Origin of the sequence: Parafrankia sp. EAN1pec, from assembly GCF_000018005.1 — a bacterium.
In the GTDB taxonomy this organism is placed as follows: Bacteria; Actinomycetota; Actinomycetes; order Frankiales; family Frankiaceae; genus Parafrankia; species Parafrankia soli.
In genome coordinates this window covers 5613710-5636457 of record NC_009921.1, presented here as the reverse complement: position 1 = coordinate 5636457, position 22748 = coordinate 5613710, and the positions used below count along the sequence as shown (strand labels likewise).

Genomic DNA, 22748 nt, shown 5'->3' with positions numbered 1-22748 from the left:
CGATCATTGGACCTGCATAGAGGTGGACGTGGACGAGCAACGGATGACGATGCGCGAGGCGTTGAACCTCGCTTTGGACCAGGCGTTGGCGCGTGATGAGCGTGTCTTCCTGCTGGGGGAGGATATTGCCGATCCCGGCTCCAGTGGGCCGACCAAGGGGCTGTCGACCAAATACGGCGCGGATCGGGTGCTTGACACGCCGATTTCCGAAGCGGCGATCGTGGGTGCCGCGATCGGTGCCGCGATGGAGGGGTTCCGCCCGGTCGCCGAAATCATGATCATGGATTTTATTGGTATCGCCGCCGATCAGATCGTCAATCATGCGGCGAAGCTGCGGTTCATGACCGGGGGGCGGACGACCGCGCCGATCACGGTCCGGACGCAGGTCTATGGCGGGTTGGGGACCGGGGCGACGCACTCGCAGTCGTTGGAGGCGTGGTTCATGCATGTTCCGGGGCTGAAGGTGATCGTGCCTTCGACGCCGCGGGACGCCAAGGGTCTTCTCGCGTCGGCGATTTTTGATGATGACCCGTGCGTCTTCCTGGAGACGATTCGTCTGCAGGGCCAGCGCGGGTTGGTGCCGGTGGATCCGGGATTCTCGATTCCGCTGGGTCAGGCGGACGTGAAACGGCCGGGTACTGATGTCACGTTGATCGGCTATGGCCGGGGGGTGGTCGAGTCGCTCGGCGCGGCGGCCGTGCTCGAGGCGGAGGGGGTCAGCGCCGAGGTGCTTGATCTGCGCACCCTGGTTCCGCTCGATGTGCCGGCGATGGTTGATTCGGTGCGTCGAACGAGGCGTGCTGTGGTGGTGCATGACGCGGTGCGGTTCGCCGGGCCCGGGGCGGAGATCGCCGCGATTCTGCAGCGCGAGCTCTTCGGTGTTCTTGAGGCGCCGGTGGAGCGGGTGGGTGCCCGGTTCGTGCCGAATCCGGCCCCGCCGGCACTGGAATCGCAGATATACCCGAGCACCGAACGTATTGTCGCGGCGGTCCAGCAGACGCTGCGGTCGGAAACGACCAGGGACGGTGCCTGTGGCTGACTTCACGATCCGTATTCCGCGTGTATCGGTCGCGATCTCGGAGGCGGAGCTGATCGAGCTTCTCGTGGATGAGGGAGCGAACGTGTCTGAAGGCGACCCGTTGTTCATCATCGCGACGGACAAGGCCGAAACCGAGGTCGAAGCCGGCGCGTCCGGCACGGTGCACTGGACCGGCGCCATCGAGACGGTCTATGAGATCGGTGCCGAGATCGGGACGATCCAGGCGTCGGGCTGACACCGTATGGAAGCCCACGTGGCAGGAGGTTGATGTTGATGGCTCTCACCGACGACCGCCGCCCGGTCGCCACTCGCGATGTTCCGTTTGCGATGCGTGACCGGTTACATGTGCCTCGTGAGCGTTATTACGACCGGGGGTTCTACGAGCTGGAGAAGGAGTATCTGTGGCCGAGGGTCTGGCAGATGGCGTGCCGCCTGGAGGAGATTCCGCAGCCTGGGGATTTCGTCGAGTACGAGATCTGCGACCAGTCGATTCTGGTGGTGCGGCAGCCTGACCGGTCGGTCAAGGCGTTCCATAATGCGTGCCGTCATCGGGCTACCCAGCTGTGTTCGGGTTCCGGGCGGCTTCCCGGAGGGCAGATCGTGTGCCCGTTCCACGGCTGGCGGTGGAACCTCGACGGCAGTAACTCGTTCGTGTACGGCGCGGAGGGGTTCGCGCCGGAGATCCTGCGTCCGGAGGACATTCGGCTGCAGGAGTGCAGGGTCGACACGTGGGGTGCCTGCGTGTGGATCAACATGGATCCGGATGCCCGTCCGTTGCGGGAGGCGCTGGCGCCGGTAGCGGGGTTGCTGGACGCGGTGTGCGTGGAGAACATGCGGGTGTGGTGGTGGAAGGAGACGATCCTCAACGCGAACTGGAAGGTGGCTCAGGAGGCGTTCCACGAGGGCTATCACGTGATGGGCACGCATCCGCAGCTCACGTTCGGTCTGGGTGACGACTATCCGTTCGGGAATGTCGAGTACACCGCGTTCGGGAACGGCCACGGTCGTTTCCAGGGCCGGTTCGACCCGACCGCGGGCGGCGTCTCCCAGGGGCGTGGTGGGGAGGCGTTCCTGGAGCGGTCGCGGATCCTGTGGGAGGGGCAGGACGCGATGACCCTCGAACGTGACCTGCACGTCTTCCGGGGGATGCGTAACCGGGTCGCGCCCGGTGAGGACTTCCCGACGGCGGCGATCAAGGCGTTGTTCGACTACGCCGAGGGTGCCGGTATCCCGCTGCATCCGACACCGGAGGGCCTGCGGCTGTGGGGTGGCGGGGTTTTCCTGTTCCCGAACTTCCTCATGCTTCCCCAGTTCGGTAACGCGCTGTCGTACCGGGTCCGCCCCTACAACGACGACCCCGAGTGGTGCCGTTTCGAGGTGTGGTCGTTGACCATGTACCCGGAGGGCGAGGAGCCCGGCCGGGCGAAGCTGAAGGGCCGCTTCGCCTCCGACGACACCGAGAACTGGGGTCTGATCCCACGCCAGGACTTCAGCAACATCGCAAGCCAGCAACGCGGCCTGCATTCGCGCAGCTACCGCGAGCACCGTCTCGCCACCGAGATGGAGCAGCTCATCAGCAACATGCACTCCGAACTCGACCGGTACCTCGCCGGCTGAGGCACCGCACCGAAACCATCCACTCCATGGAGGGGCACCGTGTCGAAGTCGGATGCCAGCTACGACCATGCCGTTGACGTCATTGTCGTGGGATCGGGCGGTGGTCTGTGCGGCGCCGTGGCCGCGGCGGCGAGCGGCCTGGACACGCTGGTGATCGAGAAGCAGCCGATGATCGGCGGGTCCACGGCCATGTCAGGCGGCGTGCTGTGGCTGCCGGACAACCCGCTCATGCAGGCCGACGACGTTCCCGACTCCCTTGAGGACGCGCTGGCGTACTTCGACTCCGTTGTCGGAGACGTCGGTCCCGCGTCGTCGCACCAGCGTCGGGTCGCCTACGTCACCGAAGGCGCCACCATGGTCCGCTTCCTGCAGAACCTGGGCATGCGGTTCGAGCGGTGCGAGGGCTACAGCGACTACTACGCCGGGGTGGCGGGTATCCGCGGCGGCAGCGCCCGCGGGCGCTCCCTCGAACCCGCGGTGACCGACGGCAAACAGCTCGGGCCGTGGTTCGACAAGCTGATGCCGGGCATGACGATCGCGCTCGGGATCGTCGTGATGACACGCGAGGCGTCCGGACTGCAGATGGTCAAGCGGCGACCGAAAGCCATGCGCACCGCCGCCCGCGTCGGGGTGCGCACGGCCATCGGCCGGCTACGGCGCCAGACCCGCCTGGCCAACGGCGGGGCACTGATCGCCCAGACCCTGACGGCCGCACTCGCCGCCGGGGCGTCGATTTGGACGAACACCGGACTGGTCGACCTGATCACCGAGGACGGCCGGGTCGTCGGCGTCGTCGCCGACCGGGACGGCCACACCATCCGGATCCGCGCCCGCCACGCCGTGCTGTTGAGCTCAGGTGGTTTCGGCTGCAACCCCGAGATGCGCAAGCGGTACTCGAAGCAGCCGAACGACGGAACGTGGACCAGTGCCAACCCGGGTGACACCGGCGAGGCGATCGAGGCCGCCATGCGCCTGGGCGCCGCCGTCGACTTCATGGACGAGGCCCTGTGGATCCCGGCCTCCATCCAGCCCGGCGGACGTCCGAGCATGCACAACGGCGAACGATGCAAACCAGGTTCGATCATCGTCGACCGGGCCGGCCGCCGGTACTTCAACGAAGCGGTCTCCTACATGGAAGCCGGCCGGCAGATGTACGCCCACAACGTCGACGGTGAATCCATCCCGAGCTGGCTCGTCATGGACTCCCGCCACCGCGCCCGCTACCTGTTCGCGTTCCGTCCCAACACTCCCGAGGAATGGCTCACCAGCGGCTACATGAAGAAAGCCGACACGCTCGACGAGCTCGCGCGGGCGTGCGGCATCGACCCCGCGGGGCTGGCCACCACGGTGGCCCGGTTCAACACGTTCGCGGAGCAGGGCACGGACCCCGACTTCCACCGCGGCGAAGGCGCTCATGAAAAGTACCAGGGCGACTACGGCAACAAACCGAACCCGTCGCTCGCGCCCGTCGAGAAGGCACCATTCTACGCCGTCGAACTCTATCCAGGCGACGTCGGCACCAGCGGCGGTCTCCTGTGCGACGAACATGCTCGTGTGCTCGACACCAACCACGACCCGATCCCCGGCCTCTACGCCGCCGGGAACTGCACCGCCTCGGTGATGGGCCGCACCTATCTCGGTGCGGGCGCCAGCATCGGCAACAGCTTCGTGTTCTCCTACATCGGCATGAAACACGCCGCACACGCCGCCTCCGGGGACCGAGCGGTCACGTGACCGCAGAACGGAGCGCACGGCCCCGGGGGCCAGTGGTACGCATCGACCCCGTCGGCGCCGACCTCGAACTCGAACCCGGAGAGACGATCATCGAGGCCGCGTGGCGACTCGGGTACCACTGGCCCACCGTCTGCCACGGCCAGGCAACCTGCACGGTCTGCCACCTCGAGGTACTCAGCGGCATCGAACACCTGACACCCCCCGACGACGACGAACAAGACGCCCTCGAACACCGACTCCCCGGCGCACACCGCCGTGACCTCACCCGGCTCCGGCTCGCCTGCCGAGCGCAGGCAACCGGCGACGTCACCGTGCGCAAGAACGGCGTGCGACGCCGCCGGCCCGTACCGACCGGCCCATTCCCGCACGTCGTCGACGAGTAGGAGCGCTGACCTATGGAGCACCCTCATGCAGGTGGCGGTCGGGTGACCGGTGAGGACAAGCCCGTACCCGTGGTCGATGACGACAGTCGCGATTTCTGGTGCGGCGGGGCCGCCGGGCAGCTCCTGATCAGCGGGTGCACCGTGTGTGAACGGCTGTTCCATCCGCCGGCGCGGATCTGCCCCGGTTGTTATTCCCGGTCGATCGCGTCCCGGCGGGTCTCGGGCCGCGGGACGGTCGAGTCGTACACGGTGGTGCGCCGTCCGTGGGTCCCCGGGTACGAGCCGCCCTATGTCGTGGCCCGGGTGGTGCTCGCCGAGCAGCCCGACCTGCACCTGTTGACCAATGTGGTCGACTGCAACGTCGAGGCGGTCAGCACCGGTATGGAGGTCGAGGTGACCTTCGAACAGCGAGGGGACGTGTTCGTACCCATGTTCCGGCCGGTCGTATGAACTCCGCCGGTCCCGTGAACGTCGAGCGCCAGTCGATCGTCTCCGGCATCGGGCGGTCACCGTCCGGGCGGCGGCTGAACCGGTCCGCAATGGATCTGACTCTGGACGCCTGTCTGGCGGCCATCGCTGATGCCGGTCTGACCCCGCGCGACGTCGACGGGCTCACCTCCTGGCCCGACCACGCCGCCCCGCACGGCTTCGGCGGGCCCCGGGTCGGTGAGCTGCACACGCTCCTGCGCCTGGACCTGTCGTGGATCCTGGGCTGCGGGGACGGCGCCAACGTCATCGGCATCCTCGGGATCGCCGCCCACGCGGTGGCCACAGGCCTCGCCCGGCATGTGCTGGTCTACCGGACCGTCGGCGAGGCGACCAGCCAGGGCACCGGCCGCCGCCCGGCGGTGATGGCCGACCCCGGGGCCGCGCCGTGGAAGGCCACCTACGGGGTCGGTTCGCCGGTGCAGTTCGCGGCCCTGTGGGCCCAGCACCATTTCGATCGTTACGGCACCACCCGGGAGCAGCTCGGCTGGGTCGCGGTGAACGACCGGCGTAACGCCGCCGGTAACCCGGACGCGATCTACCGCGACCCGATGACGATCGACGACTACCTCGCGGGGCGGATGATCAGCGAACCGCTGTGTCTGTTCGACTGCGACGTGCCGGCGGACGGGTCGATCGCCTTCGTTGTCTCGCGCGCCGACCACCGCCGTGACGTCGACCGGCCCGTCTTCTTCGAAGCCCTGGGTGGTGGGCGGCCGATGACGTCGAGCTGGGAGTTCTGGCCGGACCTTGACGTCATGGCCGCGATGAAGGCCGCCGAGCAGCTGTGGTCGCGTACCTCGCTGCGGCCCGGCGACGTCGACGTCGCCGGTCTCTACGACGGCTTCAGCATCTTCGTCCTGTACTGGCTGGAGGCGCTCGGGTTCTGCGGCCGCGGCGAGTCCGGGCCGTTCGTCGAAGGCGGCACCCGCATCGCCCGTGACGGTGAGCTGCCACTCAACACCTCCGGCGGCCAACTGTCGGAGGGCCGCTACCTCGGCTTCGGTCTGGCCTACGAGACCTTCCTGCAGTTACGGAACCAGGCCGGCACCCGGCAGGTCACCGACGCCGAGGTCGGCCTCGTCACGGGCGGCGGCGGCCCGCTCGCCCAGGCATTCCTCTTCACCAACGACCGCTGAGCCGGCGAGAGCCTCCTCCCATGAGCCCATGGATCGCTTCTACCGGCCCGCCGAGAAAACATCCTGACCACGCTGAGGACGGTGCTGCGCTATGAGGGACATCGCGGGTACCGAGCAGGCGGCGATCCAGCAGCTGCTCGACAAGCAGGCGATCCGCGAGGCGACCATGCGGTACTGCCGGGGTGTGGACCGTTGCGATCCGGACCTCATCAGCTCCGCGTACCACCCTGATGCGATCGACGATCACGGCGACCAGCGCTACTCGGGTAGAACCGTAGGCCGAGGTGTCGCCGACCTCGTGCGCTCGGCGAAGGTCTCGATGAACCAGGTCACGAACCAGCTCATCACGCTGCACGATGATAGGACGGCGGGTTGCGAGACGTACTTCACGGTGTGGCGGAGCATCGAGACCGAAGGTGAGGACCGCGTCCTCCTCGCGATCGGGCGGTACATCGACCGCTTCGAACGCCGCGAGGGCGAATGGAAGATCGCGCACCGGCTTGTGATTGTCGACCTGACACATGTCGTCCCGGCGAGCGGCCTGATGCGGCCGTCGCGGCCCGGTCTCGGTTCCCGCGACCGGAATGACCCTTCGTATGCGGCGCTTGAGAGCCCTGACACCGGATGGACACGCCCCCTGCCGGCACAGCCCTAGGCCGAGTTGGAAAGAGGAGACGGCCGATGGGTCCCCGCCACTGCGTCCATCGGCAGGCGAACCTCGGCCCGCCACTGTTTGGCGCGCGCCGCCCGACGCCCGGAGCCGCCGGCGGGCCGACAGTTCACCCCTTGCACATTTCCGCAAACTTGTATACAACCTGACCTGAAGGTTGTATACAAGCAATGTGAAAGGGGAGTCGATGGCCGATGCCAGCGCACCGACGACGCAGCTGACCGCGTTCGTCGCCCTGGACTTCACCGGGTACATCGTCGAGCGCTTCAGCCACGACCCGGCCGTCGCGGAGCGGGCCTCCCATGCGATGACATTGGCCCGCCGGGCCGGCGTGCCGGTCTTTCATGTGGTGCCGGAGTCGATGGTGGACGACATCCATCCGTTGCTGGCGCCGATCGACGGCGAGCCCGTCCTGAGCAAGACGACCATCGGCGCTTTCGCCACCACCGGTCTGCACGACCTGCTACAGCGAGCGGGGATCAGGCAGATCGTCATCGCGGGTGTGGCGACCGCGGGGACCGTCCTGTCCACCGCCAGGTGGGCGTTCGACGTCGGCTACCAGGTCATTGTCTGCTCGGACGCTTGCGACGACCCCGAACCGGAGGCGCACGCCGCGCTCGTCGACACGGCTGTCTTCCCGCAGAGCTGGATCGGGCTGTGGCGGATCGCAAACGTGCTGCCGACCGCCGAGATCGCCGTGCTCCAGACAAGGGAGTCCGCAGGCACGGGGGTCCAACCATTCGAAGCTCCGTTCACCCAGGGAGGTACGTCGGGATGATGACCCAGGCGCAGCGCGAGGCGGCCTATGAACGGGTCCGCCGAGAGCTCGGCATCGACCGGGTCGGTACCGCGCCCGACGCACCGGTGCTGCGGTCCCGCCAGGGCGGTGCGCCCGCGCGGCCGGCGTATGCCTTACCCGTGGAGGCCGAGATCCACGGCGCCCAGTTGTACGAGTACGAGATCTGGGGCCGGTCGGGGCTCGACCTCCGGACGCGGAGTTTCATCACTGTGGCCGTCCTGACGGCCCTGGGCCGGGAAGACCAGCTCTACCGGTACGTCAACAGCGCGCTGAACATCGGGATCACTCCGGAGGAGATCCACGAGACGTTGCTGCACGCCGGTGTGTACAGCGGCCTGCCGGCCTGGGAGAACGCGGCCGGTGTCGCGGGTGAGGTGTTCGTCGCTCGGGGGCTGGTGCCGGCGGGCTCGGGTGCCCCGGTGGAGCCGAAGCCCGCGATGGACCACGAGGAGCGGCGCGCGGCCAGGAACCGGGTGGTCGCCGCCCTGGGCGTCGGGCGTATCGGCCTCGGTCCCGACGCCCCCCTGCTCGAGCCGCTGCCCGGCAGCCCCTTCCCGGCCGCCAAACCAGGCCGGCTGGCCTTCGAGCAGGAACTGGCCGGGATCACCGCCGACTACGGTTACGGCGAGGTGTGGGGCCGGCCCGGGCTCGATCTGCACACCAGGAGCTTCATCACCGTGAGCGTCCTGCAGGTCCAGTATCAGAACGACCAGCTGCACATCCACGTCAACAATGCACTGAACCTGGGGATCACGCCCGAGGCGGTCGGCGAGGCGATCACCCAGGCCGGCATCTACGACGGTGGGTCGGGGTGGCACAACGCCATGAACGTCGCCCGGCACGTCTTCCTCCAGCACGGCATCGTCGAAGGTGACTGATGGGCATCCTCGACGGCAAGGTCGCCGTGATCACGGGTGCGGGGCAGGGTATCGGCAAGGCCTCGGCGGCGGTGTTCGTGCGCGAGGGCGCCAGGGTGCTCGCCGCGGACATCAGCGGGGAGGAGAAGGCGACCGCGGCCGACCTCGGGCCGGCGGTGGTGCCCTTCCACGTCGACCTCCGTCAGGAGGTCGAGATCGCCGCCATGATCGACGCCGCGGTGGCAGAGTTCGGCCGGGTGGATGCCTTGGTGAACGTGGCCGGCACGCCCGCGGGCCGGTCGCCGGAGTTCCTCAGCGCCGAGGAGTACGAGGTGCAGACCGCCGTGAACCTGCGTGGCGTGCTCCTGTGTACCAAGTATGCGATTCGGGCGATGCTCGAGACCGGGGGCGGTTCGATCGTCAGCGTGTCGTCGGTGGCCGGGCTCAACGTCGAGGAGCGGTCGCCGGTGCCGTATCAGACGGCGAAGGCCGGCGTTCATGCCCTTACCAAGGCGGTCGCGGTCGAGTACGGGCCACGGGGTATCCGGGCCAACGTGATCGCGCCGGGGTTCACGCTCACGGAGAAGAACCGGGAGGCGCCGGCGGACGCGATGCGCTCTCTGTGCGCGAAGGCGGCGCTCGGCCGGGCGGGGGAGGCGCGCGAGCAGGCCGAGGTGACGGCGTTCCTCGCCTCCGACCGCGCCTCGTTCGTCACCGGGGTGATCATCGCGGTCGACGGCGGCTGGTCGGCGCGCCTTGCCTGACGACCGCGACCCGGCGGCTGCGTGCATCCACCTACCAGCACGGGATGATCGACAACCGGTGCGACGGCGGGACTCCCGTGTCGCTGGCCCTGATCCCCTGGGGGACGCCGCGCCGGCGTCCGCCGGGTTGGACGAGACGGAGAACCGCCGTTGAAAGCCGCTGCATTCGACTACCACGTGCCGGAGTCTGTTGACGCGGCGGTGGCCCTGCTGGCCGAGCTCGGAGACGAGGCGAAGGTCCTCGCCGGCGGCCAGAGCCTTGTTCCGGTGATGGCGATGCGGCTCGGGCGGCCCGAGCACATCGTCGACGTCAACCGCATCGAGGCGCTTGCCGGCGCCACCCGGTCGAACGGCATGCTGCGGGTGGGAGCGCTGACGCGGCACCGCGCTCTGGAGACCGACGTGCTCATTCGAGACTCGGTGCCGTTGTTGGCCCGTGCCGCGCCCCACATCGGCCATTTCCAGATCCGCAACCGTGGCACCGTGGGCGGCTCGCTCGCCCACGCCGACTCGGCCGCGGAGCTGCCCGCGGTCGCCGTCGCGCTCGACGCCGAGATCGAGGTGCAAAGCACCCGGGGGAGCCGGCGCATCCGGGCCGCCGACTTCTTCGTGTCGATCTTCATGACGGCGCTGGAGCCCGACGAGTTGGTGACCGCGGTGCACCTTCCGGTGTGGGGGCGTGGCTGCGGCTTCGCCGTGGCGGAGTTTGCGCGTCGGCACGGCGACTTCGCGCTGGCCGGTGCCGCGTGTGGGGTGCAGGTCGATGGCGGGCGCATCGTACGGGCGGCGGTCGGGCTGATCGGGATGGGCAGCGTTCCGGTGCGGGCCCGGCTGGCCGAGCAGACCCTGACCGGTGCGGACGCCCACGAGGTGGACCTCGCCTCGATCGGGCGCGACGCGGTCGCGGCACTCGACCCGCCCTCGGACACCCACGGCTCCGCCGCTTACCGGCGCCACCTCGGCGCTCAGATGACTGCGCGAGCACTTGGCCGGGCCCTCGCGGAGGCCCAGGGACAGGAACGGAACCCAGGCCAGAGCCAGGCCCAGGCCGAGGCGGGAGGCACCGCATGACCGAGATGGATGTGAACCTGATCGTGAACGGCGAACGCTGTCGCGCCCGGGTCGAGCCGCGCAAGACTCTCGCCGACCTGCTGCGGGAGGACCTCGGGCTGACCGGCACCCACCTGGGGTGCGAGCACGGGGTCTGCGGGTCGTGCACAGTGCTGCTCGACGGCCTGGCTGTCCGGTCCTGCCTGATGTTCGGGGTGCAGGCGGACGGAAGCGAGGTGACCAGCGTCGAGGGGCTGGCGGGCGATCCGGAATCGCTCAGCCTGGTGCAGCGCGCCTTCCAGGAGACACATGGGTTGCAGTGCGGTTTCTGCACCCCCGGGTTCGTCATATCGGTCACGGCTTTCCTGGAGGATGTGCCGGATCCGACCGACGAGCAGATCCGGGACGGCCTGAGCGGGAACCTCTGCCGCTGCACCGGCTACCAGGGCATTGTGCACGCCGTCCGGCTTGCGGCGCGGCTGCGCCGCGAGGAACGCGCCGAAACCTCGGGGTAGGTGTGCGGGAGCTCGCTGAGCAGGTGCGCGGATGGCGGTCAGCCGGGATGGTGGCACGCCGACCGCAGTTTCCGCCGGGACCGCATCGATTCATGGCACCGCGAGTTTGAAGGAGATCGGATGAAACTGGAGAACACCTTCAGTGTCCCCGTGCCCGTCGACGACACGTGGCGGGTCCTGCTCGACATCGAGCGGGTCGCGCCCTGTGTGCCCGGAGCGACCCTCACCTCGCGCGACGGCGACAGCTTCAGCGGCAAGGTCAAGGTCAAGCTCGGGCCGATCGGTCTCACCTACGGCGGCACAGCGACGTTCCTTTCTCTGGACGAGGCGGCCAAGGTCGCGGTCATCGAGGCCAGTGGTCGGGAGACCCGCGGCGGCGGAACCGCCAAGGCGGTCGTCACCTGCCGGCTCGTGGACACCGGGGGCGTGACCGACGTCCTCGTCGAGACGGACCTCGCCATCACTGGCAAACCCGCCCAGTTCGGCCGCGCTGCTCTCGCCGACGTCACGGCCATCCTCATCGGCCAGTTCGCGGCGAACCTGGCCAGCGAGATCACCGGTGCCGCCGCGCCCGTACTGGGTGAGACGGCCGGTGGTAAGTCCGCGGTCAACGGGGCGACACCCGTACCCGCGCCCGCAAACGACTGCATCCCGTTCTCGCCCGCGACCCCACCGCGGGTGCGGGCGGCCGACTCCCGCGAAAAGGGCGCCTCCCACCGGGCAGCCGAGCCGATCGACCTGCTCGGGACGGCCGGTGGCGGGGTTCTCAAGCGCGTAGGCCCTTCGGTCGCCGGAACAGTTCTGCTGGTAGCCCTCCTGCTCCTCTGGAGGCGGCGCACCTGACGGCGCCCCGGTGACCGGTCGCCGGGGCCCGGCACGTCCCGCAACGGTAGAGCGAGGGTTCAGACCGCATCGACGATGGGGAGTTCCAGATGCCAGTGACTGTCTTCAACGATGCGCCGTCCGACGAGGTGGCGCCGGGTGTGACGCGTTCGCGGCTGGAGCCGGGAGGCAAGGACGGCCCGGGCGGCATCGTGCGGGACTCGGATCAGCCCGGGGGCTGCACGTGGACCCAGATGTGGTTCTTAGGGCGACCCGAGGATTCCTGGCGCATGATGCTGCCCGACATTCGGATGGCGCCGAACCAGCTCTGGCCGCTGCACTGGCACGACTGCTGGACCGCGGTGGTGGTGCTGGACGGCACCGTCTTGATGGGGGACTGGTGGATGAAGCGGGGCGACGTGCTCATCGCCGCGCCGGGCGTCGAGTACGGGCTTCTGCTGAACGGTCCCAAGGGCTGCGAGCTGCTCGAGATCTTCGCCCGTGACATCCTCTCGCCCGGCGGCTACGGCGAGGAGTACCGCGACCATCCCACCCTCACGTATCTCAAGGGTCTCGAGACGATCGGCTTCGTCCCGCGGCCGCCGGCCCGGGTGGAGAACGGGAGCCGGCAGGTCGTTCCGGTCGACGCAACGCCTGGTCTGCAGAAGGGCCACCTCGACGGCAACGCCTGGTGGGACCTGGGCGACCCGGGTGATCCCGAGCGGGGGATCGTCTTCGACCGGAAGCTGGCGGCGGGCGAGACGCTCCCCTCCGGGTCCGTCGACGACTGGCGCGGCGCGCTCGTCCTCGACGGCTCGATGACCGTCGGCGACACGGAGTTCGTCAAGGGCGACGTCCTGCTCGTCGAGCCTGCCGCGAAGGTCCCCGAGATCACCGGCGGCGCCGGCGGTGCCCATCTCCTGGAGCTGGCGCGCACCGCCGCGGCGCTGACGCGCTGAGTTCCAAGAGTGCCGTTCTAAGAGTGCCGAATTCTCCAAGTGCAAGGAAGCGGTGGTGTACGTGGGCCGAGTGGCAGTCGTGACAGGGAGCGCATCGGGGATGGGGTTTTCCATCTGCGAGCACCTTGCTCGGCGCGGGGACCGCGTGGCGGTGCTCGACGTGAACGGGGACGCGGCGCAGCAGGCGGTCAAGAAGCTGCGGGGACGTGGCGCGCAGGCCATGGCGTGTGCCGTGGATGTCTCCGATCGAGCGGCGGTCGAAGATGCGCTGGCCCAGGTGCGCGGCGAACTCGGACCCATCGAGATCATGGTGACCTCCGCGGCGATCGCACCGTTTGATCCCTTCACCGAGATTTCCCTTGACTCGTGGGAGCGTGTCCTTGCCGTTAATCTCACCGGCACGTTCCACTGCCTGCAGGCGGCCATCCCCGACATGGTCGCGGCCGGCTGGGGCCGCATCGTCACGATCACGTCGTCGGCTGCCCAGATCATGACCTCTAACCACGCGCACTACGTCGCGTCGAAGGGCGGCGTGGTCGCGTTGACGAGAGCGGTGTCCTTCGAATATGCGCGGCAGGGGATCACGGTGAACACCATTGCGCCCCACATCATCGACACCCCGATGCTCCGCCAGGCCCGCGCGGAGCTCGGGGATCCGACGGGCGACGGAGGTGCCAGCCACATCCCCGTCGGCCGGCTGGGCACAGGCGACGACATCGCCGCTGCCTGTCTGTACCTGTGCTCTGAGGAGGCCAGCTACATCACGGGGCAGCTGTTCGGTGTCAATGGCGGTGCCGTCGCGTGACAGCTCCGGTGGCGCAGCTGCGGCTACGGTCTCGAGCCGTCTCGGGCCCTGAACAGCTCGCCGATCGAGGAGTGTAGATGTTGAAACCAGTACAACCTGCTGACAGGATCGTCGGCGACGTGGACGACGACGTCGACTACGTCGACGGCCAAATCACGGACTTCCACGCACGCTTAGCCGCGCTTCGTGCCGAGAAGGGCGTCGCCCGCCTTCGGTTCGGCCCCGACACCGGCCTCATGCTGCTCCGCCACGCCGATGTGGTCGTCGCTCTACGAGATGAGACCCGCTTCTCGAAATCCGGGGCGTTCCGGCCGATCACGTTCCCGTTCCTAGGCCCCAATATCACCGGCTATGACGGTCACGAACACAATGTGAAGCGTGCCCTGGTGTCGCCGACGTTCCGCCGGACAATGATCCCGCGTTACATCCAACCCGTCATCCGGCCGATCGCTGAGGAGCTCGTCGCCGACCTCGCAACACTCGGCGAGGCCGACCTCATGGCCACGTTCGCCAAGAAGTACCCTATGCGGATCACCAGCCGCCTCCTCGGTATCCCGTCCGACGAGGAGGACAAGCTGGCGAGCTGGGCCTTCTCCATGCTCCATATCGCAGGCGACCCCGACGGCGCCATGAAGGCCAATGCAGAGTTCACCGAGTACGTCGGACCGCTTATCGACACCCGGCGCGCCCACCCCCGTGACGATCTTCTTTCGGCGCTGCTGACCGAGGAGGTCGAAGGCCAACACCTCGACCACGACGAGGTTCTCGGCTTCCTTCGCCTGCTGTTCCCTGCCGGCGTCGACACGACCTGGCAGGCGCTCGGCAGTCTCGTGCACGCGGTCCTCGAGCATCCCGAGGTCCACCAGAGGCTCCGCCGCGACGAGGAGGAAAGGGCCTGGGCAGTCGAGGAAACGCTCCGCTGGGAGTCACCCGTAGCAGCTGATTCGCGGCTGACCCTGCAAGACGTCGTCGTCTCAGGCGTCGAGATCGCCGCCGGAGAACTTGTGCGACTTGGCCTATCCGTGGCCAACCGAGACCCCGACGTCTTCCCGGACCCCGATCGCTGGAACCTGGACCGCAGACCGACAAACCACATCACGTTCGGGCTCGGCCGCCACTTCTGCCTCGGCGCCCACCTGGCGCGCGTCGAACTGCAGGTGGCACTCGACGTGCTGCTGCAGCGGTTGCCCAACCTCCGACTTCTCGAGCAACCCCAAATCACCGGCATAGGCATCCGCGGCCCCAAGACCCTCCGAGTCGCGTGGGACGCGCCCTCCACACCTGGTGCACCCTGATCTCTCCCCAGCCAATGCGCTGACCCTGGGGGATCAGATCCGACGAGAAACATGGGAGGATCGCAAGCCATGGGGACGTTCACCGAGCACGATGGTCTCTTCCTTAACCATGTCGAGCTGCTGCACCGGCCTGGCGAGAGCCAGCTCGCGGTCACGTTATTCGAGACGCTGGATTGCACCGTCGTAGACATCACAAGAGATCTTGGGTCGAGTTCGACGTACCTAGGTATCTTCCCGGGAGCGAGCCAGCACGATTCACTCAACAACGTCCTGTACGTCTCCGAGATCCGCGAACCTCAACACCAGCTCGAAGACGTCCTCGGGCGCCGGATGCAGGACGACGACGAGCTCCGCGCCGCACTCGAGCAGTACGACCTGGCGCGGACGAAACCTGGCCATGTTATGCATTTCGGGTTGCGGTACCCGGGCTTCGAGGAGCTCGAGACGGTCATCCACCGCCTCACGCACGAGCTTCCCGCCGAACTCGCCGGTCGCGTGACCGTCTACCCGCCCTTTCCGATCGAGCTTCGAGCGCTCGCCACCGAGGTCCTCCAGGTTTTCGTCTACACCGATGTCGTCGGTCTGGGTTTCTTCCCGTTCGGGCAGCTCATTGAACTCCAGGCGCAACGCCCACTGCGGGAGTAGCGGTCGCTGTTCTCCCTGCCTACACCGAAGGTCGGGCCGTCGGGCCATACGGCCGGTCGCCAGCGAGGACGACGCGCTGCATTACCCGGGGGGTGTCGTAGTCGGGCACGGCGTAGTGCTGGACGGCGCGGTTGTCCCAGATCGCCAGGTCGTTGGGGGCCCACCGGTATCGCATGGTGAAGTCGGGCGATTTCACGTGCTCGAACAGGAGTGCGAGCAGGTGGGCGCTTTCGGCGGGTTGCAGCTCCACGATGCGGGTGGTCCATGCCTCGTTGACGAACAGGGCCTTCCGTTCGGTCTCGGGGTGTACCCGGATCACTGGGTGGACGTTCTCGAAGCCGTGGGCCGGTGCGGAGTGGTCGGCGTGCGCCTTGCCAGCCGTACCCATGCGCTGGATGACCGGGTAGACCGAATGCACCGCGGTGAGGCCGTCGAGCATGCCCCGTAGCGGTGCCGACAGCGTGTTGTAAGCCGCGTACATGTTGCTCCAGCAGGTGTCGCCGCCGACCGGCGGGAGGCTGATCGCCCGCAGCGCGGTCAGGCTCGGCGGCTCGGTGACGTATGTCGTATCCGTATGCCAGACCGAGGTCGCCCGCTTGGCGGTCTGGAAGTCACCTTCGGTCAGCGGGTCTGGTTCGTTGCCGGCCGAGAACGGTTCGGGGATGGGCGTGCCGAAATGCGCGACTAACGCCCGCATCTGGTCCCGGGTGAGCTCCTGGTCGTGGAAGAAGATCACGCCGTGGTCGAGCAGTGCCTGCCGTATGGCCTGCACCGTGTCCAGGTCGAGCGGCTCGCGGAGATCAACGCCACTGGTGGTTGCTCCCACCACCGGCGTCACCGGTTGTACGTCCAGAGTCGTTGTCGGCATCTCGTCTTCCTCTCTGACGTGGTATGTGCGGATTTACGCGCCGCTGCCCAGGCGGCGATGAGACCACGGACCGGTATGGAGTTTTCGCCCGCGTCACTGGTGGCCGTCCGTGACGGCTGGGTGACGTCCGGAGCATCCTCGGGAAGTCGGGACGGAGCGGGGCCAAGCGTGAGGAAGCGGCCGGGCATCGTCACAGGTGTATACAACTACTGAGGCAATGTTGTATACAAGTCTCATGCCGAAGACCGGATGGGGCGACACCGAAGACGGGAGGACGAGCCCGTGCCGGATCAGCTCAGGTACGACCTGCTGGCGGGCGTAAAGGTGGTCGAGGTGGCGGCGTGGCTGTTCGCGCCGTCGTGTGGGGCGATCCTCGCTGACTGGGGCGCCGACGTCATCAAGATCGAGCCGACGCGGAACGGCGGTGATCCTTATCGGGGGTTCTTCCACACCGGCGCGGTGAACCCGACGATCGAGCTCGCCAACCGGGGCAAACGCAGCGCGGCCGTCGACCTGTCGACACCCGCCGGTCACGACGTACTGTTACAGCTGGTTGCGGACGCTGACGTGTTCGTCACCAACCTGCTGCCCGATCCGCGGGGACGGCTCGGCGTCGAGATCGCCGACATCCGCGGGGCCAATCCCTCGATCATCTACGTCCGGGCCAGCGGCTACGGCCCTCGTGGCTCGGATGCCGAGACACCCGGCTTCGACGCCGCGGTGGCGTGGGCCCGCGTCGGCGTCGCCCAGTTCCTCACCCCGCCGGACGCGCGCCAACCGATCCATCCGCCGGGCGGCATCGGTGACTGCGTCGGGGGGCTCGGCGGGGCCGGCGCTGTCGCCGCCGCCCTGTTCAAGCGGGAGCGCACGGGCGTCCCATCGGAGATCGACGTCTCGCTGCTCGCCAGCGGCATGTGGATGAACGCCACCGTCCTGATGACGGAGGCCAACGCCGGGCCGGAGGGCTCGCTGATGCAGCGGGTCGACCGCCGGACGGTCCGCAACCCGCTGTCCAACAGCTACCAGACAAAGGACGGCCGCTGGCTGTCGATGGTCGTCATCCAACCAGACCCCCACTGGCGCAGCTTCTGCGAGCACATCGGCCGGCCAGAACTGGCCGACGACCCGCGTTTCGTGGACTTCCACGCTCGCATGACGAACAACACCGAGCTTGTCGGCCTGCTCGACGAGGTATTCGCGTCCCGCGCCATGGCCGAGTGGCGCGAGGCGTTGCGCACGTTCTCCGGGGTGTGGGACGTGCTCCAGACGCCTGCCGAGGTCGTGCACGACCCGCAGGTGTTAGCCAACGGCTACCTCATCCCGGGGGAGGATCCCGGCCCGCCACTGTCGGTTGTGGCGTCGCCGGCGCAGTTTGACGGGCGGCCACTCACCGCGGTGCGGCGGGCGCCCGAGCACGGCCAGCACACGGAGGAGATCCTCCTGGCATCTGGCTATTCGTGGGACGACATCACCGCCCTCAAGGAGCAGGGCGCCATCATCTGAGAGGGGAACGCACCATGGATTACAAGGTCATCTCGGCGGACAACCACATCATCGAGGCGCCGCACACGTTCACCACCTATCTGCCGAAGGAGTACCGGGACCGGGCGCCGCGCATCCTGCGCGGCGCGGACGGCGGCGACGGCTGGAGCTTCGACGGCAAGCCGCCGAGCAAGACGTTCGGGCTGAACGCCGTAGCCGGCCGCCCGTTCGAGGACTACAAGGCCAGCGGCCTGACCGTCGATGAGATCCTCCCGGGCAACTACGACGGCGCCGCCCACCTGAAGGACATGGACGCCGACGGCGTGGACGCCGCCACCATCTACCCGATGGCCTCTCTCACGTCGTACACGCTCGACGATCGACCCTTCGCCCTCGCCATCCTGCGGGCCTACAACGACTGGCTGCTCGACGAGTTCTGCGCCGTCAACCCGCAGCGGCTCATCGGTCTGCCGCTCCTGCCGGTCGACGACGGCATGGACGTCCTGCTCGCCGAACTCGAGCGGGTGGCTGCCAAGGGTGCCAAGGGCGCCTTCCTCCCCTACTGGAGCGAGCGCCCGTACTACGACAGCTACTACGAGCCGCTCTGGACGGCGGCCGAGCAGGCACCACTGACGCTGTGCATCCACCGAACCATGGGCGGGAAGGAACCGGCGGGGCAGGCCACCCCAAGGCCGGAGGCCGCCGCGGGTGTCAACCTCGCCGGTATCGTCCAGCGGTTCTTCACCGGCGTCGCGCCGTTCTCCCAGCTGACCTTCACCGGTGTGTTCGAACGGCACCCCGGCCTGAAGTTCGTCGACGCCGAGGTCAACTTCGGGTGGCTGCGGTTCTGGGCCCTGATGATGGACCAGGAGTTCGAGCGCCAGAAGCACTGGGCCAACCCGCCGCTGCACACCCCGCCCCACGAGTTCATCGGCAAGAACCTTTTCGTCAGCGTGCTCGACGACTTCGTCGGCTTCGAAGACGCCAAGCGCGACCCGCTCGTGGCGTCGGCCGCCATGTTCTCCATCGACTACCCGCACAGCGGGACGCTGTTCCCGAAGACCCAGCAGTACATCGCCGAGCTGACCCCAGGCCTCGACGACGACCGCAAGCACGCCATCCTCGCGGGGAACGCTGTGCGGGTGTTCAACCTCGCATGATCGATCCGAACCTCGACCACGTCGGCCTCGTGGTGCCGGAGCTCGAGCCGGCGATGGCGGCGCTGTCCGCCCAGCTCGGCCTGGAGTGGATGGGGATCTTCGAGCCCACGCTGGCGATGCGCGACGCCGAGCACGGCACCCGTGACGTCCAGCTCAAGATTGCCGTCACGACGCAGTACCCGCGCCTGGAGTTGATCCAGATGATTCCGGACTCGCCGTGGGCGCTTGCCGAGAGCCGCATGCTCCTGCACCACCTCGCCTACTACGCGGGCGACCTCGCGGCGGACAGCAGCCGGGTGGCCGGGCCGTGCCCGATCGAGATCTATGGCGTCGGCGCGGACGGGAAGACCCCGAAGAGGTTCACCTACCATCTGCACAACGGGCTGCGGTTCGAACTCCTGGATCAGCGTTCCGGTAGGGCAGAGTAAGAGCGGTGACACAGCCGACGCCGACACAGAGTTCGCCTGCTCGCAGCAACGTGCAGGCACTCGTCGATACCATCCGCGGACGGATCATCCGCGGCCAGTTCGCGCCCGGCCAGCGTCTGAAGGAGGAGTGGCTCGCCGCCGAGTTCGGCGTGTCACGGATCCCGATGCGGGAGGCGCTGCGGGCGCTGGCGTCCGAGGGATTCGTCCGGTCCGAACGCTACGGCGGCACCTTCGTCGCCACCCTGGACGCCGAGGCCGCCCATGACCTGCTCGATGTGCGGGCGGTCCTGGAGCCGCTGGCCGCGGCGCAGGCGGCGATGCGGTGCACCCCCGAGCACCTCGAGACGTTCCGTCGGCTCCTCGACGAGGGTGACCGAGCGTTCCGGGAGCGGCGGCCCGAGGACACCCGCACGGTGAAGGGGCAGCTTTACGAGCATCTGGCACTGGCGTCCGGGAACAGCACGCTGATCGCACTGATGCGTGTCGTGCGCTTCAAGATTGAATGGGCCACCTCAATCGAGCTCATCGAGCAGATTCCGGAGGAGACGCGAAACCTCCGGGCGAAGCTCGTTCGCGACATGGTCGATGCCATGGCTGACCGCGATCCTGCCCGGGCGGCGACGGCGGCGGCGGCCATCATCGACGCGACCTACGCCTCCCAAGGCTGGCGGCGTGTCGTCGAGGCACGGTTCGAAGCCGCGAGCAAGTCCCCTTAGCTAATCGCGCGGAGGAGGTCACGAGCCTTGTCACAGTTCTTATGCGTAGGCGCACGTGAAGATCGGAGCTCACCCGTTCTGGTCCCCGGCTGCGGCTGCGGACTCGTAGAGCGAGGCAAAAGGTCGGCGCCGGCGTTCGGTGGCGCGGCGGTACCTGAGCCGGTGTTGTACCGATGAGATTCGTCGGCGAGCGGGTGGCAAGAGTCGAGGACCCGCGGTTGTTGACGGGCCGTGGAAAATTCGTCGACGACGTGACGTTGCCGCGCATGCTCCATGTCGCTTTCGTACGCAGCCCCATGGCCCACGCTCGGATCAACAGCATCGACACCACGGCGGCGCGAGCGGTGCCCGGCGTCGTGGCGGTGTTCACCGGCGCCGACCTGGTAGCCGGCTGCAATCCCCTCACGGGATTGCGCAACGGACCGAACTGGCCGACGTTCCGCGCCTTGCCCACGGACAAGGCAAGGTTCGTCGGCGATCCGCTCGTGATGGTCGTGGCCGACAGCCGGTACATAGCCGAGGACGCGTGCGAGCTGGTCGACATCGACTACGAGCCGCTTCCGGCGGTGACCGGTTACGAAGCTGCCCTCGACCCCGCATCACCGGCCATCTTCGACGAACTCGGCGACAACATCGTGGCGACGAGCCCACCCGTCACCCTGGGTGACATCGATGCCGCCTTCGCCGAGGCCGACCAGGTGGTGCGGGCGACCTTGCGCCAACACCGTGTCGCCAACGTCCCCCTGGAAACGAGGGGCGGGATCGCCGACTACGACCCGGCCTCGGGGGAGCTGACCTTCATCGCCTCGACCCAGACCCCGCATGGCCTGCGGCAGGCACTGGCCCAGGCTCTCGACCATCCCCTGGAACGGCTGCGGGTGCTTGCGGGCGACGTGGGTGGTGGCTTCGGCCTCAAGGGTGTGGTGGGGCGCGAGGACTTCTGCATCGCGCTGGCCAGCAAGCGGCTCGGCCGTCCGGTCAAATGGGTGGAGGACCGCAACGAGCACCTTCTCGCGTCCGGCCACGCCCGCGAAGAGAAGATCGACGCGGAACTCGCGCTGAAGGCCGACGGCACGCTGCTCGGGTTGAAGGTGAAGCTCGTCCTGGACGGCGGCGCCTACCCGGCGGTGCCGTTCAGCTGCACGATCTACCCTGAGATGATCTGTACGTCGCTGCCTGGCCCTTACCACATCAAAGCCTACAAATATGAAAGCGCTGTCGTCGCCAGCAACAAGGCTACGTACGTCGCCTACCGGGGCCCGTGGGAGATGGAGGTGTGGACGCGGGAACGGCTGCTTGACATCGCGGCCCACGAGCTGGGGCTCGACCCCGCCGACATCCGGCGCCGGAACCTGGTGGCCGGCGAGCCCGGCGACCAGATCATCACTGGCCGAGGCCTGGAGGGCATCACATCACGCCGCTCCCTTGAGCAGGCCCTGGACCTCGTCGATTACGACGGGTTCCGGAAGGAGCAGGTAGCCGCGCGTGCCGCGGGCCGCTACCTCGGCATCGGGTTCGCCATCTTCATGGAAGCGGCGCCCGGGCCGCCGGAGTTGCGGGGCAAAGGTGCGCCCTTCGGCGGCGAACAGGCGAAGGCGGCGCTCCAGGCCGACGGCCATCTCCTCGTGACCACCGGTCAGGCCCCGCACGGCCAGGGCCACGAGACGACGCTCGCCCAGGTCGCGGCCGACCAGATGGGTATTCCGCTGGACCACGTGCGGGTGGTCCACGGCGACACGCGTCAGACCCCGTTCAACCTCATCGGCACCGGCGGCAGCCGGGCCGGCACGTGGGCGACGGGTGCCGTGATCGTGACGACCAGGCGGCTGAAGGAAAAGGTGCTGGACATCGCGGCCCACCGGCTGCAGATCGATCCTGGCGACCTCGACATCGTCGACGGGATGGTGACGCCGAAGGGGGCGCCGGACAAGGCGATCCCGCTGGCCGACGTGGCGAAGCTGGCGATGATGGCGCCCATGTTCCTCCCGCCGGGCACCGACGTGTCCTTGACGGCGCAGGAGCGCTTCGACGGGTCCGCCGTCACCAGCAGCGGTTGGTCGGGCGGCGCACATGTCTGCACCGTCGAGGTGGACATCGCCACGGGGCAGGTCCGGATACTTCGTTACGTCGTCGTCGAGGACTGCGGACGGGTGGTCAACCCGGCGATCGTCGAGGGCCAGATCTGCGGCGGTATCGCGCAGGGCATCGGCGAGGTGCTGTACGAGAACGCCGCCTACGACGCCGACGGCAACTTCCTCGCCGCCACGTTCATGGACTACCTGCTCCCGACCGCCGCCGAGATCCCGCACATCGAGATCGAACACATCGATTCCGCAGGCCTCGGCGACTTCGACTTCCACGGTGTCGGCGAAGGCGGGGCGCTGGCCGCCCCGGCGACGCTGACCAACGCCGTGGCGGACGCTCTGCTGCCCTTCGGAGCCCGGGTGGTCGACCAGTACCTTCCCCCAGCGAAGATCCTCGAGCTCGCGGGCGTGATCTCTGCCTGACACTCGTC

24 protein-coding genes are annotated in these 22748 nt (G+C 68.1%); 23 read left to right on the top strand and 1 reads right to left on the bottom strand.

The annotated features are described in order from the left end of the window. The first annotated feature begins 28 nt into the window (after positions 1-28). The 18 genes from FRANEAN1_RS23010 (at position 29) to FRANEAN1_RS22925 (ending at position 15579) form a co-directional block, all read left to right on the top strand. Positions 29-1039: an alpha-ketoacid dehydrogenase subunit beta gene (locus FRANEAN1_RS23010; protein WP_041256403.1), complete on the top strand. Its 1011-nt coding sequence runs from the start codon at positions 29-31 to the stop codon at positions 1037-1039. Then, on the top strand, positions 1032-1274 hold the full coding sequence (locus FRANEAN1_RS23005; RefSeq protein ID WP_020462209.1) for a lipoyl domain-containing protein: 243 nt from the start codon (positions 1032-1034) through the stop codon (positions 1272-1274). Before FRANEAN1_RS23010 ends, FRANEAN1_RS23005 begins: the two co-directional genes overlap by 8 nt. Before the next feature lie 38 nt (positions 1275-1312). After that, complete coding sequence (locus tag FRANEAN1_RS23000) at positions 1313-2656, top strand: aromatic ring-hydroxylating dioxygenase subunit alpha (protein WP_020462208.1); 1344 nt, start codon at positions 1313-1315, stop codon at positions 2654-2656. A 39-nt stretch (positions 2657-2695) separates the two neighbouring features. Next, entirely contained in the window at positions 2696-4390 is a 1695-nt protein-coding gene (locus FRANEAN1_RS22995; protein ID WP_020462207.1) for an FAD-binding protein, read from the top strand. Further along, a complete protein-coding gene (locus FRANEAN1_RS22990) occupies positions 4387-4773 on the top strand; it encodes a 2Fe-2S iron-sulfur cluster-binding protein (protein WP_235014053.1) in 387 nt (128 codons plus the stop codon). The genes FRANEAN1_RS22995 and FRANEAN1_RS22990 overlap by 4 nt, the downstream gene beginning before the upstream one ends. A 42-nt stretch (positions 4774-4815) precedes the next feature. Beyond that, a complete protein-coding gene (locus FRANEAN1_RS39475) occupies positions 4816-5223 on the top strand; it encodes an OB-fold domain-containing protein (RefSeq protein ID WP_049795739.1) in 408 nt (135 codons plus the stop codon). Further along, the gene (locus FRANEAN1_RS22980; protein ID WP_041254628.1) at positions 5220-6398 is read left to right on the top strand and encodes a thiolase family protein; all 1179 of its coding nucleotides are present in this window, start codon (positions 5220-5222) and stop codon (positions 6396-6398) included. Before FRANEAN1_RS39475 ends, FRANEAN1_RS22980 begins: the two co-directional genes overlap by 4 nt. Before the next feature lie 91 nt (positions 6399-6489). After that, entirely contained in the window at positions 6490-7053 is a 564-nt protein-coding gene (locus FRANEAN1_RS22975) for a nuclear transport factor 2 family protein (protein WP_020462204.1), read from the top strand. A gap of 202 nt (positions 7054-7255) precedes the next feature. Further along, positions 7256-7846, top strand: coding sequence for a cysteine hydrolase (locus FRANEAN1_RS22970; RefSeq protein ID WP_020462203.1), 591 nt, complete (start codon positions 7256-7258; stop codon positions 7844-7846). Next, entirely contained in the window at positions 7843-8745 is a 903-nt protein-coding gene (locus FRANEAN1_RS22965) for a carboxymuconolactone decarboxylase family protein (protein ID WP_020462202.1), read from the top strand. The genes FRANEAN1_RS22970 and FRANEAN1_RS22965 overlap by 4 nt, the downstream gene beginning before the upstream one ends. Beyond that, on the top strand, positions 8745-9488 hold the full coding sequence (locus tag FRANEAN1_RS22960; protein WP_020462201.1) for an SDR family oxidoreductase: 744 nt from the start codon (positions 8745-8747) through the stop codon (positions 9486-9488). The genes FRANEAN1_RS22965 and FRANEAN1_RS22960 overlap by 1 nt, the downstream gene beginning before the upstream one ends. 150 nt (positions 9489-9638) lie before the next feature. Continuing rightward, positions 9639-10559 carry a xanthine dehydrogenase family protein subunit M gene (locus FRANEAN1_RS22955; protein WP_020462200.1) on the top strand — a complete coding sequence of 307 codons (921 nt, stop codon included), beginning with the start codon at positions 9639-9641 and terminating at the stop codon, positions 10557-10559. Further along, positions 10556-11053, top strand: a complete 498-nt coding sequence (locus FRANEAN1_RS22950) for a (2Fe-2S)-binding protein (protein WP_020462199.1) — start codon at positions 10556-10558, stop codon at positions 11051-11053. Before FRANEAN1_RS22955 ends, FRANEAN1_RS22950 begins: the two co-directional genes overlap by 4 nt. 120 nt (positions 11054-11173) lie before the next feature. Beyond that, positions 11174-11896 carry an SRPBCC family protein gene (locus tag FRANEAN1_RS22945; protein ID WP_020462198.1) on the top strand — a complete coding sequence of 241 codons (723 nt, stop codon included), beginning with the start codon at positions 11174-11176 and terminating at the stop codon, positions 11894-11896. Positions 11897-11985: 89 nt separating this feature from the next. Then, entirely contained in the window at positions 11986-12834 is an 849-nt protein-coding gene (locus FRANEAN1_RS22940) for a hypothetical protein (protein ID WP_020462197.1), read from the top strand. Positions 12835-12895: 61 nt separating this feature from the next. Further along, complete coding sequence (locus tag FRANEAN1_RS22935; protein ID WP_041256401.1) at positions 12896-13639, top strand: SDR family NAD(P)-dependent oxidoreductase; 744 nt, start codon at positions 12896-12898, stop codon at positions 13637-13639. Between the two features lie 119 nt (positions 13640-13758). Then, positions 13759-14934 carry a cytochrome P450 gene (locus FRANEAN1_RS22930; RefSeq protein ID WP_049795738.1) on the top strand — a complete coding sequence of 392 codons (1176 nt, stop codon included), beginning with the start codon at positions 13759-13761 and terminating at the stop codon, positions 14932-14934. A gap of 69 nt (positions 14935-15003) precedes the next feature. Further along, on the top strand, positions 15004-15579 hold the full coding sequence (locus tag FRANEAN1_RS22925) for a hypothetical protein (protein ID WP_020462194.1): 576 nt from the start codon (positions 15004-15006) through the stop codon (positions 15577-15579). Positions 15580-15598: 19 nt separating this feature from the next. Here FRANEAN1_RS22925 and FRANEAN1_RS22920 read toward each other — a convergent pair whose 3' ends face one another. Further along, on the bottom strand, positions 15599-16447 hold the full coding sequence (locus tag FRANEAN1_RS22920; protein WP_020462193.1) for a TauD/TfdA family dioxygenase: 849 nt from the start codon (positions 16445-16447) through the stop codon (positions 15599-15601). 282 nt (positions 16448-16729) lie between these two features. Here FRANEAN1_RS22920 and FRANEAN1_RS22915 point away from each other — a divergent pair, with 282 nt between their 5' ends. The 5 genes from FRANEAN1_RS22915 to FRANEAN1_RS22895 all read left to right on the top strand — a co-directional run bounded on the left by FRANEAN1_RS22915 (position 16730) and on the right by FRANEAN1_RS22895 (position 22740). Then, entirely contained in the window at positions 16730-17950 is a 1221-nt protein-coding gene (locus FRANEAN1_RS22915) for a CoA transferase (protein ID WP_020462192.1), read from the top strand. 14 nt (positions 17951-17964) lie between these two features. Continuing rightward, positions 17965-19089 carry an amidohydrolase family protein gene (locus FRANEAN1_RS22910; RefSeq protein ID WP_020462191.1) on the top strand — a complete coding sequence of 375 codons (1125 nt, stop codon included), beginning with the start codon at positions 17965-17967 and terminating at the stop codon, positions 19087-19089. After that, positions 19086-19517, top strand: coding sequence for a VOC family protein (locus tag FRANEAN1_RS37370; protein WP_020462190.1), 432 nt, complete (start codon positions 19086-19088; stop codon positions 19515-19517). Before FRANEAN1_RS22910 ends, FRANEAN1_RS37370 begins: the two co-directional genes overlap by 4 nt. Positions 19518-19522: 5 nt before the next feature. Next, the gene (locus tag FRANEAN1_RS22900; RefSeq protein WP_020462189.1) at positions 19523-20233 is read left to right on the top strand and encodes a GntR family transcriptional regulator; all 711 of its coding nucleotides are present in this window, start codon (positions 19523-19525) and stop codon (positions 20231-20233) included. Between the two features lie 173 nt (positions 20234-20406). Further along, complete coding sequence (locus tag FRANEAN1_RS22895) at positions 20407-22740, top strand: xanthine dehydrogenase family protein molybdopterin-binding subunit (protein WP_020462188.1); 2334 nt, start codon at positions 20407-20409, stop codon at positions 22738-22740. Positions 22741-22748: the final 8 nt, after the last annotated feature.